Below are 12624 nucleotides of genomic sequence, written 5' to 3'. Positions count from 1 at the left end.
TGTACAACGTTGGAAGACTCAGTCGGGATCACAGCACGACACGAGCCACACTGTCCATAGACATGACAAAACGAGAGGACCCGACTTTCGCGGACCGTCGAAAGGAGGGCCGGACGGGGCGCCCTTCGACAGCCGTACGGCCCGGTTCGGGGGCGGCGGAGGCCGCGGACCGGCCCTGGACGGCCTGGCACGGGGGCCGACCGGCCCAAGCGGACTGGGCGGCGGCGGGTGAACCTGGGCGTGTAGGGCCTTCGCGGCACCGTGTCCTTGCCCCGAGGAGGGAGGGGAGGAGATCGTCATGAAGGGCTATGTCTTCCACGGTCCCGGACAGTCCGCCTGGGAGGAGGTCCCGGACCCCGCCGTCGAGGACGCGACCGACGCGATCGTGCGGGTCGACGCCGTGACCGTCTGCGGGACGGACCTGCACATCCTCAAGGGGGATCTGCCCGAGGTGCGGCCCGGCACGGTGCTGGGCCACGAGGCGGTCGGCGAGGTCGTCGAGGCCGGCGGCGACGTACGCACCGTCCGGCCGGGCGACCGGGTGCTGGTCTCCTGCATCAGCGCCTGCGGCCGCTGCCGCTGGTGCCGTACGAGCATGTACGGCCAGTGCCGGGGCGGCGGAGGCTGGATCCTCGGCCATCTGATCGACGGCACCCAGGCCGAGTACGTCCGCGTCCCGTACGCCGACCTGTCCGTGCACGCCCTGCCCGGCGCCCTGGACGGCAAGGACGCCGTACTGCTCGCGGACATCTTCCCGACCTCGTACGAGGTGGGCGTGCTCAACGGACGGGTACGGCCCGGAGACGTCGTGGTCGTCGTCGGGGCCGGTCCGATCGGGCTGGCGGCGATCGCCACGGCACGGCTGTTCGCACCCGAGCGGATCGTCGCCGTGGACCTGGCCGCCGCCCGCCTGGACGCCGCCCACCGGCTCGGCGCGGACGCCGTCGCCGACGCCGGCGAGAGCCCCGAACAGCTGATCGCCGATCTCACCGACGGGCTGGGCGCCGACGTGGTCATCGAGGCCGTCGGCGTACCGGAGAGCTTCGAGCTGTGCGCGCGCACGGTGCGCCCCGGCGGGCACGTCGCCAACATCGGCGTCCACGGCAGGCCCGCGACCCTGCACCTCGAAGACCTCTGGAGCAGGAACGTCACCATCACGACCGGGCTGGTCGACACGTACTCCACTCCCCTGCTGCTGCGGATGGCGGCCGCCGGCCGGCTGCCCACCGCGCAACTGGTGACGCACACGTTCCCGCTGAAGCAGATGGAGGAGGCGTACGACGTCTTCGCCCGGGCCGCCGACACCGGCGCGCTCAAGGTGGTGCTCGGCGAGCCGCAGCACGACGTCGTCGCGGTTCGGCCGGCTGACGGAGAGGACGTGGGCAGCCATGCCTGAGCGGGCGATGGGGAAGAAGGCGGACAGCTCCCCGCGCGGCGACCTGGGGCGGCGGATCGCCCAGCGGCGCGCCGAACTCGGTCTGACCCGGCGGCAAGCGGCCGCCGGGGCGGGCGTCTCCCCCAGCTACCTCCGCCACCTGGAGGAGCACCCGGCCGCCGCACCGAGCGCCGGGGTCCTGCTCAGGCTGGCCGGAGCCCTCGGGACCACCGTGACCGAGCTTTCCGGCGGCAACGTCGATCTGCCACCCGGTCCGGGCCGGGCCGCACGGCACCGCCGGTTCGCCGAGCTGAGCGTGACGGAGTGCCGGACGCTGATCGGCACGCACGGCGTGGGACGGGTCGCCGTGCCCACCTCCGCCGGTCCCGCCATCGTTCCCGTCAACTACAGCGTGGTCGACGGGAAGATCGTCTTCAGGACGGCGCCCGGCACGACGCCTTGGCAGGCCCGGGAGAACCTGATCGCCTTCGAGGTCGACCGCATCGACGACGGGCTCAGCCAGGGCTGGAGCGTGCTGCTGCGCGGCCACGCCGAGGTCGTGACGGAGCCGGAAGAGGTGCGTCGGCTGGAGGAACGGGCGTACAGCATGCCGTGGGTCGGAGGGCGACGCGATGTGTGGGTGCGCATCGACCCCGTCGGCATGACCGGCCGCCGCATCGAGTCCCGCTGACACGGTGGGCCGTTCGTGCGCACGCACGGGCCGTTCGCGCCGGTCCTCACGGGTCTGCCGGTCCTCACGGACCTGCGGTGCCGTCCGGGACGGTGAGCCGGATACCGGTGATCAGGTCGGGGCGGATGCGGACCGCGTAGTCCATGGTCTGCTGCACCCACGGGTGCAGCAGCGACCGGTAGCGGGCCAGTTCCCGGGCGTCGGTCACCAGGCTCGCGTAACCGGTGACCATGACGCTCCAGCCGAGGTGGGTGTCCGGGTCGATGGCGTCCGCCTCGTAGGCGACGACGACCCCCCGGGCGTCGCCTGCGCGGGCGTGCAGGGTCAGCGCGGCGCCCTCGTGGGTGCGGATGACGATGTCACCGCCGTCCAGGACGTGGTTGACCGGGCGTACGGTGGGCAGCGCACGCCGGGTGAAGACCACTCTGCCCACGGAGACGCTGCCCAGCAGCCGCAGGGCGTCCGCGCCGTCCAGGGCGACGCTCCGGCGCGGACCGGCGGCACTCGGCCGACGTCCGCCGGGACCGTCCGCGTCACGCCGGGCACGCACGGACGCGCCCCGGACCGGACGGACACCGGCCGGCGGGCCGGCCGTGCCGCGGCCGCCCTCGGCGAAGTCGTCCATGTGACCAGCCATGAGCCTCTGCCCTGCCTTCCGTGTCGGCCCAATCCGCGCCGGCGCCGGCGGAGTGCACGGCCGCTGCCTCCGTCGGGGTGCTGCTCGCGTTCGCCGGCCGGCGCATCGGTCCGGTGCCTCTCCAGCGTCGGACGCGCGCAGGCGCGAGGCCAGGTGCCGGCCGGCCCCGAGATGCCGCGAAGACAGGGCCGGCCGGCCCTGGCCCTTCCACCCGGACGGCGACCTGACGACCGGCGTGGCCGTCCGGCCACGGGCCGGCCGCGGCGCCGAACCCGTCACCGCCCCGGACGTCCGCGTCCGGCTGCTGCCGGCCCGAGCAGCGGGCGTGCGCGCGAGGGTCAGTGCGCCGGGTCCTGGTCCTGCCGGACGACGACCACCGGGCACGCCGCGTGCCGGGCGCGGCGCTGGCTGACCGGGCCCAGCATCGCCCGGGCGAAGCCGCCTCGCCCTCGGCTGCCGACGACGAGGAGTTCCGCTCCTTGCGAGGCCCGGATCAGCACTTCGGAGGGATCGCCCGCCACGAGCACCTCCCCGCAGTCCCGCGTGGCCTCCCCGGCGAGCTCGTCGTCGGTCCCCGGGAACACCTCGAGCGCTCCGGCGTTCAGCCCTCCCGCCTCGGCGCGGCCGGCGAGGCGGCGCATCCGGGTGAACGGGCCGGGGTCGCTGTCGCGGAACTCCTCCCCGGCGTCGCCGGACACGTCGGGTCCCGGGGCGGACCTCCCCCATCCGTGGCCCAACTGCCCTACCTCCCCGGAGGGAGGCATGCGACCGTGACAGTGGGACCCGGAGAGCTGCCCGATGGAAGGCGGTGGGGACGATGGAGCTGCCCCTGGTCGTGGGCGTCGACGGATCGAACGGCAGTCTCGATGCCGTCGACTGGGCGGTGGACGAGGCCGCCCGGCACGGACTGCCGCTGAGGCTGGTCCATGCCTCCCTGTGGGAGCGGTACGAGGGTGCCGTTCCGGTGATGAGCGTGGAACGCCCCGCGGAGCAGGTGCTCGCGGAGCACATCGTCGGCTCCGCCGCCGAGCGCGCCCGGCGGCGCAACCCCGACGTGAAGACCACCACCGATGTGATCCCGGCGGACCCGGCGTCCGCCCTCGTGCAGGAGGGCGATCACGCCGCCGCCGTGGTGACCGGCTCGCGTGGCCGCGGCCGGCTGGCAGGGCTGCTGCTCGGCTCGGTCGGCCTGGCCGTCGCGGGGCGCGCGAACTGCCCGGTGATCGTGGTCCGCGGCGACCGGGCCGGCCAGGCCGGCACCCACGGGCGGATCCTGCTCGGCGCCGGTGAGCCCGGGGAATGCGGCGAGGCCGCGAGGTTCGCCTTCCGGGAGGCCGAGGCGCGCGGATGCGCCCTGGACGTGATACGCGCCTGGCGCTGCCACGCGTACGGGACCGGCGACCACGCGGCGGAGGAACGGGAGCCGGCGCACCGGCACGAGGAGCAGGCCTCGGCGCTGCTCGACGCGCTGCTGGCCGAGGTGACGGCCGACCGCCCGGCCGTGCGGGTGAGCCGCACGCCGATCGAGGGCCCGGCCCGCAAGGTGCTGGTGCACCGCTCGGCCGCCGCCGACCTCGTCGTCGTCGGCGCGCGGCGCCGGTCCGGCCACCACGGTCTCCAGCTGGGCCGGGTGAACCACACCCTGTTGCACCACTCCGCGTGCCCGGTGGCGGTCGTACCGCAGCGGATGTGACCGCCGGGACGGCGTGCCGGACCGGTGGGGCGTGCCCGCGACGGCCCGGCGGACAGGCGAACACGCCTCACATCGCTCAGTTGACCGGTCAGTCCACCGTGATGAACCGCTGGAAGTAGTCGGCGGGCGCGCCCTCGCCGACCAGCACGCCTTCCGCCTCCACCCAGGCGTGCGCGGCGAACGGCGGCTGGGTGCGCACGCCGACGCACCAGGCCGGCCACTGGCCGCGCAGCCGGCACAGCAGCACGGTGGCCAGGGAGCGGGGCAGGCAGCCCTGCTGGCCGCCGGCGGCCAGGCTGACGGCCAGGACGGTCCGCCGGGCCCGGGCGGCCTCGGCGAGGGTCGCGGGCCTCGCTCCCCTGCGCAGCCGCAGGAGCACCGTACGGATGCGGCCGGGAGGCTGCCGGGCGAGCAGATGGGCGCAGCCGACGGCCAGCCGGGTCACCAGCCGCGGGCCGAGGGGCACCGAGCGGGGGTCGTGCGGGACGACTTGCGAGGTGGACACTGCGGCGATTCCTCCGGGACGGGACGGGACGGAACGGGGAAGAGAGGGGACGGGGCAGGAAGGGCGCGGGGGTGGTGGTGTGCGCCGGGTCAGACGGCCAGGAGCTTCGCGGCGCGGAGTTCGTCGAGGATGCGGGTGATGTCCTCCTCGACCTGCTCGGCGCTCACCTCGTACCGGTCGGTGAGCGCCGTCACCGCCTGCTGCCTGCTCGTGCCGTCCAGCAGGGTCCGTACGATCAGTGCCGCGGTGGGGTTGAGGGTGTAGTACTCGCCGCTGCTCTGGTCGAGCAGGGCCATGCCGTAGTCGGTGTCGGCCGTGACCACTCCGGGGCGCAGGGTCATCGTCATGCCGTGATACCTCCCATGTCGGTTTCCGCCGGTCGCAGCGGGCCGCGGTGCCGTTCGCGGGTGCGCAGCCACACCTCGCAGCCGACGGTCGGATGCAGCAGGGCGCTTTCCAGATCGGCGGCGAGCGGCCGGTGGCACCAGTCGCGCAGGGCCGGCACGTCGATCAGGCCGAGCTCGCGCAGGCGGGAGTCCTCCCACAGGGCGAGCAGTGCGCCGCGGTGGCGGCGCAGTCCGGTCTCCTCCTCGTAGGCGGCGTGCGCCTTGGTGGTCCGGTGGCGGCTGGCCTCGGGCACGACGCCGCGCATGGCCTGCTCGATCAGCGGTTTGTACCGCCAGGGCGTCACCCGGTCCTGGGGGCGGACGGCGAGGGCGGCTTCGACGAGGAGGTCGTCGTAGTAGGGGGCGGCGAAGGTGACGCCGAGCGGTTCGGACATCTGCTGGACGTGCCGGGCGAAGCGGGCCAGGGTGCGCAGGGTGACCAGTTCTCGGTGTCCGCCGTGGCCGGGACTGAGCGGCTGGGCGTCGCGCGCCTGCTCGTGGATCAGTTCGCGGGCGGCCTCGACGGCCCGCCGGGTGGCCCAGGGCGGCAGTCGCGGCGGGGTGCCCCAGGTGAACAGGGGGACCGACATGGGGGGTTGCGGTTCGGTGAGGTCGTGTCCGACGCGGGCCAGCCAGGAGCCGTAGGGGCGGCGGTCCAGCAGCTGCGCCAGGGCGGTGCGGCGGTTCCAGCGGTGCCGGGTGGTGAAGCCGCGGGCGAGCCGCCAGGCCGTGCGCGGATGGCGTGGCAGCAGGCCGTGGACGTGGGCGCTGGCGCCGCTGAACAGTTCGTCGCCGCCCATGCCGCTCAGGTGCAGCGCGGAGCCGCGCTCCGCGGCGCGCTCGACGATGTACATCCGCCGGTGGCGGTTGACCGCGTACGGCGAGGGGATGTCGAGGACGTCGTCGAGCGTGTCGACGCGGTCGAAGGTCAGGGGGACGGCGGTCGCGGGCACCACGTGGTGCTCGACCGCGCCGAGCGCCTCCACGGTGCGCCGCGCGTAGGTGACGTCGTCGCCGAGGACGTCGTGGACGGCGGCGGTGTAGGCGACGGTCTTCGCGCCCGCGCGGGCGGCTGTGGCGACCACGGCGGTGGAGTCGACGCCGCCCAGGTCGGCGCTGACCGGTTCGCGGCCGGTGATCCGTACGGTGACCGCGTCGGCGAGCCGTTCCCCGACCAGCCGGGCGCCTTCGGCCAGGGACAGTCCGGCCGGGGGCGGGCTCCAGCAGCGGCTGGTGCGCAGGTGTCCGTCGCGGTCGAGGAGTACGCGCCGGTCGCCGGGGACGACGTCGACGCCGCGCCAGACGGTCTGCGTGGTCAGCGGGTGCAGGATCTGCGGGCTGAGCAGCTGTACGGCCAGGCGGCCCTCGTCGAGGTCCGCGCCGGTCAGGTCGGCCAGGACATCCGCGCGGTCGGAGACGAGGTGGGCGCCGTGGGTGCCGGGCGCCACGGCGGTGAAGACGCTGCGGACGCCGGTGACGGTGCCGCGGACCAGGGTCCTGCCGTCGCGGGAGGCGATCAGGTGGTGGCTGCCGGGCCAGGTCCTCGCGTGCGCCTCGGCGGCCTCGGGCGATCCGGTGCGGGCCGCACGCGCCGCCTCCCGCCCGGTCACCGCGTGCTGTCCGAGCACGACCAGCCGGACGGGTCCGCACACCGCCGTCGTCACGGCGTGGTCCGGCCAGCGGCCGATCAGCCAGGGCCGGCCGGACGGGTGCGGGATCCGGCACGTCCCGTGCGAGCGGGCCCGCGTGGCGAGCTGCGCGACGGCGTCGGTGTCCGGGAAGACGAGGAACCAGCAGGCCCCGGCGGGAGACGACGGGCCGGTCACCATGGGCGGGTCCTTCCGGTCGGATGCGGTCGGCGGTGGGGGACAAGGGGCGTGGGCGGCACCCGCGGCGCCGCCCACGCTGTTGACCCCGCCCTCTTTTAGGTGTGCATGACAATCAGAGGGCGGAGAAGGTCAGAGCAGGCTGTGGCCGCCCAGCAGGTCGGGGCTGCCCGTCCCGGCCAGGCCCGTGACCTTCTGGAAGTCGCCGACCTTGGTGAGAGTGGGACGCTCGTAGGCCATCGTCGTATCCCTTCGTAGATGGATGTGCCTCGGACGCGAGTGGAGTGTCCCGCTGGAACGGCGGGGGCACTCCCCCCGGTGCAGGAGCCGGCGCCCCGCACCCAGCGAGCGGGGCGCCGACGCAGTGGACAAACTAGGCGTGCGGTTTCCGGCGCCACAACGGGGTCCGCAAGCCATCCGGGACACACACCGGTCCTGTCCCTCCCGTCACATCGACCTCACAGCTCACTGAATGCAGGCGTCCGGTCATGTTTCTGACGAGACGGGGTACCCGCGATGCTCCCTTCGGGCGGTGACAGGCCTTTTCGGACGGGCCGCACCGGCAGCCGGGCGAACACGAGCCACTACGGCCACTGCATCACCTCGCGCGATGCCTCGGCGCCCCCTTCCCTCACCGGCACCGGCCGGCCAGACACCACCGCCATGGCCGGGAACCCGCCCTTGCGGCACCGCGAACGCCGGACGGCGGAAAGCCGACGGGGACGGCGGCGCGCAGCGTGAACCCTCCGCACGGGGATCAGGACGGGCCGCCGCGGCGAGGACCAGCTTCGTGCGCCCGGCGCGTCGCGATGCCGGCGGAGGTCCGCGAGTGGTGCCCCGCACAGGCGACTTGGTGACGCACCCGTCCGGGCGACCGGGGAGCGGCGCCGGTCGTGGCGGGTCACGGGCGTCCGAGCCCGTGGAGGCGGCCGCCCCCGCTCCCTCGCCGACCGGGCCGCGTGCCGACGGGACGTGCGCATCCCGCCCCGGCACGGCCGGTCGGGCGCGCGTGACTCCCGTCGGCGAGGGTCGTTCGCAGCGTATGAACAGCATCTTGCGGGCTCTCACCGTCGCGGTGGTCGCCACGGTCCTGCCCCTGACACTCTCGACTCCGTCCGCCGCGGCCGTCGGTGAGGTGTGTTTCTCCACCGAGCCCGGCTACAGGGGCGCATCCTGGTGCTACCGCCCATGGGGCTACGCGGACGTGCCCGACTACATGCACGACAAGGCTCGCTCCTTCGAGTCCAACGCGGACGTCATCGTCTACGCGATCGACCACGCGCAGGGAGGAAGGTGCTACCACCGCAAGATCTGGGTGGGCGACCGGTCCGCCGACTGGGCCTGGGGCAGCAGGATCGACGGCGTCGGTACCGACTCCCAGGGGTGCGAGGTCAGCTGAGCCGCGCCTCGCGCCGCCGGGGGGCTCATGAGCGGGTGACGGCTTGCTCCAGCGGGCCTTGCAGGACGCGCTGGTGCGGGGTGAGGCCGGCCAGCGGCGAGTTCTGGCTGACAAGTTCGCGGAGCCGGCCGCGGAGGTCCCGGCCCTCCGCGGTCAGCACCAGGTGCTTGGCGCGGCGGTCCCCTGTTATCCCCGGGACGCCTGACAGCCGGGGACACCGGAGCTCCCGGGAGGCCGGCCGTCAGCTGCCGTAGGCGCGCAGGCAGTCGAAGTACGCGGTGGCGCCCGCCATGTTGAGGGAGACCAGGCCGATGCGCAGGCTCTGCTCCTTCGGCAGGGTCCAGGTGCCGGTCCAGCTCCAGTGCGTGCCGTCGGTGCCGTACTCGGGCTTTCGGCCGGTGCGGGGAGAGTGCGTGCCGGGCGTCGCGACGGGGCGAACGTCGCCTGCCGCGGCACTGGGCACGGCGGCGGGCCGGGCCGGTGTCAGCTCCGGGGCGAGGCCGTGACGGCCGACCGCGAGGAAACCGGCTCCGAGGCGGCCGGCTCCGGGACCGGCCGGCCGGAGTCACCGGATGCCGGCGGCGTGGTAGCGCCCCGGGGCCGGTCGCCGCCGGTGCCGTCGTCGGCCCGCACCTGCGCGAAGGCCGCGTTCAGACCGCGCTTCAGCCTCTTGGCGACCGGCCTCTCCACGAGGCGGTGCACCAGGTGGGCCAGCAGGAGCATGCCGGCCACGGTGCCGAGGAGCAGGGCCCATCGGTCGACCCGGTACTGCAGGTGGTGGAAGATCTCCCAGCCGATGGACTCGTGGAGCAGGTACAGCGGATAGGTGAGGGCACCGGCCGCCGGCAGCCAGCGCCAGTCGATCAGGCGCAACCAGCCCAGCGAGACGCCGGCCATCACGGCGAAGAAGACCGTGATCAGCACCGCCACGCCCCAGCCGGGGACGTTGTGCCCGACGTACTGCAACGTCCTCCGCCAGGTCTGCATGGCGGTGTGCTGTCCCATCGCGAAGCACAGGCCGACGATGCCCCACAGCAGCAGGTTCGGCCCGAAGCGGTGGATCAGGTAGAAGGCCAGGCCGGCGATGAAGAACCAGCAGTACTGGGCCATCACGAGGTCACCGACCGGGCCCGGGCCGTAGCCCTTGGCCAGCAGCGCGGCGGTCGCCCAGACGCAGCAGAAGGCGACCACCCGCCGGTAGGTGAGGCCGCGCCGCACCACGAGGGCGAACAGCAGGTAGAAGCGCAGTTCGGCCCAGAGCGTCCAGTACACCCCGTCGACGTGCTCCACGTCGACGGGCCACTGCAGCATCGTCAGATTGACCAGCACCTCACGCCACGCGTGCGGCGCGAGTCCCCCCGGAACCAGGGCGACCACCGCGGTGGTCGCGAACACGGCCAGCCAGTAGGCGGGGAACAGCCGGATCACCCGTGAGGTGAAGAAGTCCGCGAGGCTGCGTCCCCAGCAGCTCATGCAGATGACGAAGCCGCTGATCATGAAGAAGAGGTCGACTCCCAGCCACCCGTAGGCGGACGGCCGGAAGATGACGGGGAAGAGCTGCGCCTGAGGGCCCTCCCACCCCTCACCGAAAGCGACATAGTGATAGAAGACGACCATCAGTGCCGCGATGAGCCGCAGCGCGTCGAGGACGACGATCCGGCCGCCCCGCTCCTGCCGCTCGCGCGGCGCGCCGCGACCGCCCGTCGTCCCCGGCCTGACGGGTCTTCCACCTCTGCGCACGCACTTCTCCAGGGCTGCATCTCGTGACAACGGGTGACAAGCACCCCCGACTGCGGGGCAGCATCGAGTGCCGCTCCCTGCGCGTGGGGTGAGGAGCGCCGGAGCGGTGTCATGTCCGCGAGCACGGCGCGATCATCCTAGTTGCCGGCCGTACCGGACACACAAGTGTCACCGACCACGCTCTTCGGCTTTCCGTTACCCTCAGTCCACCCGTCGGCCAACTCCCTCACCCCGGGGCCCGAGTGCCGGGGGCAGGGGCTCGGAGTGGACGATGTGCAGGCGTGAGACGGCTCGGGTGAGCGCCACATAGAGGCGGCTCATGCCGCGGGGCTCGGCCTGGACGATGACCGAGGGCTCGACCACGACCACGTGGTCGTACTCCAGTCCCTTGGCCGCCGAGGCGGGGATCACCGCGACCCGCGCTCCGGGAGTGTCCGGGCCCGCTGCGTGGATTCCGGCCACTCGCAGCGCGTCACGCAGCCGGTCCGCCCCGGTGTCGGCCGCGATGACGCCGATGGAACCCGCCTGCTCCAGTGCGGTGTTCACGGCCGCCACCGTCGCCGCGGCCGTGTCCTGCGTCGCCTCGACGACCACCTCGCCGTCGCGGCGCAGGGACCGGGCCGGGGGGACTTCCACATCGAGGTGCTCCAGAAGGCCGTTGGCGAGTTCGGCGACCGCGCGGGGAACGCGGAAGCCCGTGGTGAGCGGGGCCACGACGGCGTCCGGCTTGCCCAGATGGGCGAGACACGACGGCCAGTCGCGCGCGGCCCACGGGGTGGTGCCCTGGGCGAGGTCCCCGAGAACGGTGAGGGACCCGAACAGCGAGCGGCGGGCGACGGCGCGGCACTGCATGGCGGACAGGTCCTGCGCTTCGTCGATCACGACGTGCCCGTAGCCGGCGGGGTGCTCGATCAGACCCGCGAGCTCGTCGAGCAGCACCAGGTCGGCCGGCGACCAGCGGGCCGACCGGAAGGAGCGCGGCGGTTCGGGCCAGAGCAGGGCCTTCTGCTCCCACGCGTCCAGCACTCCTTCGGCCGCGGCCGCCAAGGTGTCCGCATCGGTCAGCAGGTCCGCGAGCACCTGCTCGGGGCGTACGCCGGGCCAGACGGCGTCGAGCAGGGTCGTGACCGGGCGAGCCCGGGAGACCTTCCGCGTCCAGGCGTTCGTGCGAGGACCGGCGCGGCGCTCGGCCTGCCGCTGAATCGCCTGGACGATGCGCGTACGCACGCGCTCGCGCCCCACGGCATGGGCGGGCTCCTCGGTGCGCACCTCCCGGACGATCCGCTCCAGTTCGTCGGCGGGCACCCGCCACCGGTAGGAGCCGTCCGGCAGGACGAGCGGCTGCACACCGTCGGTGCGCACCCGCGCGTAGAGCGCGCGGCGCAGGACCTGAGCCATACGGATGTCGTGCTTGACGATCGCCGCGGCGTCGCCGTCCTGAGCCCCGACGGGGTGCCGGGCGATCTCCTCGTCGAGGGTGGACTGCCGCACGCCCGTCTCACCGAGCGCGGGCAGGACCGCGGAGATGTAGGAGAGGAAGGCGCGGTTGGGGCCGAGGACCAGCATGCCGCCGCGCTGGACGCGCTGCGGCCAGGTGTAGAGGAGGTAGGCGGCGCGGTGCAGGCCGACTGCGGTCTTGCCCGTGCCGGGGGCGCCCTGGACGCAGAGGGACGTCATGAGGTCCGCGCGGACGAGGTCGTCCTGCTCGGGCTGGATGGTGGCGGCGATGTCACGCATGGGTCCGATGCGGGGGCGTTCGATCTCGCCGGTGAGGATGGCGCCGTCCCGCGCCTCACCGCTGCCGGGGGGCACGCTGCCGAGGTGCCCGCTGCCGCCGCGGTGCGCACCGCTGCCGAAGTGCTCGTCCTCCAGACCGGTCAGGTCGGCCGAGTCGCCGCGGCCGGCGGGCGACCAGCCGAAGCGGCGCCGGACGGCGACGCCCTGCGGGTCACGAGGGCTCGCCTGGTAGAAGGCGCGCGCGACCGGTGCGCGCCAGTCGATCACCAGTGGTGGGGCGGACGGATCACGGGCGATGCGCATGCGCCCGATGTGGTACTCCTGCCCGGCGTGGCCGCCCGCGGTCCGCGGGTCCCGGGTGAAGTCGAGGCGTCCGAAGAACAGCGGTCCGTCGGGCAGTTCCCGCAGTTCCCTGGCCTGGCTGCGCAGCTGGTGACCGAGTACTTCGGCGTCGGCGCCGGAGGCGGAGGCGTTCTCCCCCACGACCACCTGTTCCTGCGCGCCCTCGATCATGGCGTCAAGCGCCGCTCGGCACTCGTCGTGGTAGGCGCGTTCCCGCACGAGGGCGTCCTGGAGTAAGGGCTCGGAGCGTTGCATCCCTCCACCATAGTGCAACCAAGTAACATTTTTGACTT

14 protein-coding genes are annotated in these 12624 nt (G+C 73.8%); 4 read left to right on the top strand and 10 right to left on the bottom strand.

What is annotated here, in order from left to right; translation table 11 throughout:
* The first annotated feature begins 298 nt into the window (after window positions 1–298).
* The gene (locus tag ACFF45_RS24260; RefSeq protein WP_381348563.1) at window positions 299–1396 is read left to right on the top strand and encodes an alcohol dehydrogenase catalytic domain-containing protein; all 1098 of its coding nucleotides are present in this window, start codon (window positions 299–301) and stop codon (window positions 1394–1396) included.
* Entirely contained in the window at window positions 1389–2066 is a 678-nt protein-coding gene (locus tag ACFF45_RS24255; RefSeq protein ID WP_381348562.1) for a helix-turn-helix domain-containing protein, read from the top strand. Before ACFF45_RS24260 ends, ACFF45_RS24255 begins: the two co-directional genes overlap by 8 nt.
* 64 nt (window positions 2067–2130) lie before the next feature.
* Here the strand turns inward: ACFF45_RS24255 and ACFF45_RS24250 are convergent, their stop codons facing one another.
* Both ACFF45_RS24250 and ACFF45_RS24245 read right to left on the bottom strand, forming a co-directional pair.
* Entirely contained in the window at window positions 2131–2703 is a 573-nt protein-coding gene (locus ACFF45_RS24250) for a pyridoxamine 5'-phosphate oxidase family protein (protein WP_381348561.1), read from the bottom strand.
* A 338-nt stretch (window positions 2704–3041) separates the two neighbouring features.
* Window positions 3042–3467 carry a universal stress protein gene (locus ACFF45_RS24245; RefSeq protein WP_381348560.1) on the bottom strand — a complete coding sequence of 142 codons (426 nt, stop codon included), beginning with the start codon at window positions 3465–3467 and terminating at the stop codon, window positions 3042–3044.
* A gap of 53 nt (window positions 3468–3520) precedes the next feature.
* On the opposite strand from ACFF45_RS24245, the gene ACFF45_RS24240 reads away from it, so the two are divergent.
* Window positions 3521–4396, top strand: coding sequence for a universal stress protein (locus ACFF45_RS24240; RefSeq protein WP_381348590.1), 876 nt, complete (start codon window positions 3521–3523; stop codon window positions 4394–4396).
* Between the two features lie 88 nt (window positions 4397–4484).
* On the opposite strand, the gene ACFF45_RS24235 is transcribed toward ACFF45_RS24240, so the two are convergent.
* The 4 genes from ACFF45_RS24235 to ACFF45_RS24220 all read right to left on the bottom strand — a co-directional run bounded on the left by ACFF45_RS24235 (window position 4485) and on the right by ACFF45_RS24220 (window position 7353).
* The gene (locus tag ACFF45_RS24235) at window positions 4485–4901 is read right to left on the bottom strand and encodes a lasso peptide biosynthesis B2 protein (protein ID WP_381348559.1); all 417 of its coding nucleotides are present in this window, start codon (window positions 4899–4901) and stop codon (window positions 4485–4487) included.
* 89 nt (window positions 4902–4990) lie between these two features.
* Window positions 4991–5248 carry a lasso peptide biosynthesis PqqD family chaperone gene (locus ACFF45_RS24230; RefSeq protein ID WP_381348558.1) on the bottom strand — a complete coding sequence of 86 codons (258 nt, stop codon included), beginning with the start codon at window positions 5246–5248 and terminating at the stop codon, window positions 4991–4993.
* Complete coding sequence (locus ACFF45_RS24225) at window positions 5245–7116, bottom strand: asparagine synthase-related protein (RefSeq protein ID WP_381348557.1); 1872 nt, start codon at window positions 7114–7116, stop codon at window positions 5245–5247. The genes ACFF45_RS24230 and ACFF45_RS24225 overlap by 4 nt, the downstream gene beginning before the upstream one ends.
* A 129-nt stretch (window positions 7117–7245) precedes the next feature.
* Window positions 7246–7353 carry a keywimysin-related RiPP gene (locus tag ACFF45_RS24220; RefSeq protein WP_110635242.1) on the bottom strand — a complete coding sequence of 36 codons (108 nt, stop codon included), beginning with the start codon at window positions 7351–7353 and terminating at the stop codon, window positions 7246–7248.
* A gap of 802 nt (window positions 7354–8155) precedes the next feature.
* Between ACFF45_RS24220 and ACFF45_RS24215 the strand changes: the two genes are divergently transcribed.
* Window positions 8156–8512 carry a hypothetical protein gene (locus ACFF45_RS24215; protein WP_381348556.1) on the top strand — a complete coding sequence of 119 codons (357 nt, stop codon included), beginning with the start codon at window positions 8156–8158 and terminating at the stop codon, window positions 8510–8512.
* Between the two features lie 25 nt (window positions 8513–8537).
* On the opposite strand, the gene ACFF45_RS24210 is transcribed toward ACFF45_RS24215, so the two are convergent.
* The 4 genes from ACFF45_RS24210 to ACFF45_RS24195 all read right to left on the bottom strand — a co-directional run bounded on the left by ACFF45_RS24210 (window position 8538) and on the right by ACFF45_RS24195 (window position 12586).
* On the bottom strand, window positions 8538–8672 hold the full coding sequence (locus ACFF45_RS24210) for a hypothetical protein (RefSeq protein ID WP_381348555.1): 135 nt from the start codon (window positions 8670–8672) through the stop codon (window positions 8538–8540).
* 81 nt (window positions 8673–8753) lie between these two features.
* Window positions 8754–8975 carry a hypothetical protein gene (locus ACFF45_RS24205; RefSeq protein ID WP_381348554.1) on the bottom strand — a complete coding sequence of 74 codons (222 nt, stop codon included), beginning with the start codon at window positions 8973–8975 and terminating at the stop codon, window positions 8754–8756.
* Window positions 8976–8995: 20 nt separating this feature from the next.
* Window positions 8996–10252 (bottom strand): acyltransferase family protein, encoded by a 1257-nt coding sequence (locus ACFF45_RS24200; RefSeq protein ID WP_381348553.1) that lies wholly within the window; start codon window positions 10250–10252, stop codon window positions 8996–8998.
* 201 nt (window positions 10253–10453) lie between these two features.
* Complete coding sequence (locus ACFF45_RS24195; RefSeq protein WP_381348552.1) at window positions 10454–12586, bottom strand: HelD family protein; 2133 nt, start codon at window positions 12584–12586, stop codon at window positions 10454–10456.
* Window positions 12587–12624 lie beyond the last annotated feature (38 nt).

The sequence above is a fragment of the Streptomyces cinereospinus genome (assembly GCF_042430725.1).
GTDB classification, from domain to species: Bacteria; Actinomycetota; Actinomycetes; order Streptomycetales; family Streptomycetaceae; genus Streptomyces; species Streptomyces cinereospinus.
The sequence above is the reverse complement of the archived record's forward strand: the minus strand, read 5'-3'. Positions and strand labels throughout refer to the sequence as shown.

Bases quoted from the DNA above. Each gene is read 5' to 3' on its own strand.
- ACFF45_RS24230 (WP_381348558.1), bottom strand. From the start codon at position 5,248: ATGACGATGACCCTGCGCCCCGGAGTGGTCACGGCCGACACCGACTAC.
- ACFF45_RS24245 (WP_381348560.1), bottom strand. From the start codon at position 3,467: ATGCCTCCCTCCGGGGAGGTAGGGCAGTTGGGCCACGGATGGGGGAGG.
- ACFF45_RS24260 (WP_381348563.1), top strand. From the start codon at position 299: ATGAAGGGCTATGTCTTCCACGGTCCCGGACAGTCCGCCTGGGAGGAG.
- ACFF45_RS24240 (WP_381348590.1), top strand. From the start codon at position 3,521: ATGGAGCTGCCCCTGGTCGTGGGCGTCGACGGATCGAACGGCAGTCTC.
- ACFF45_RS24225 (WP_381348557.1), bottom strand. From the start codon at position 7,116: ATGGTGACCGGCCCGTCGTCTCCCGCCGGGGCCTGCTGGTTCCTCGTC.
- ACFF45_RS24255 (WP_381348562.1), top strand. From the start codon at position 1,389: ATGCCTGAGCGGGCGATGGGGAAGAAGGCGGACAGCTCCCCGCGCGGC.
- ACFF45_RS24220 (WP_110635242.1), bottom strand. From the start codon at position 7,353: ATGGCCTACGAGCGTCCCACTCTCACCAAGGTCGGCGACTTCCAGAAG.
- ACFF45_RS24195 (WP_381348552.1), bottom strand. From the start codon at position 12,586: ATGCAACGCTCCGAGCCCTTACTCCAGGACGCCCTCGTGCGGGAACGC.
- ACFF45_RS24250 (WP_381348561.1), bottom strand. From the start codon at position 2,703: ATGGCTGGTCACATGGACGACTTCGCCGAGGGCGGCCGCGGCACGGCC.
- ACFF45_RS24215 (WP_381348556.1), top strand. From the start codon at position 8,156: ATGAACAGCATCTTGCGGGCTCTCACCGTCGCGGTGGTCGCCACGGTC.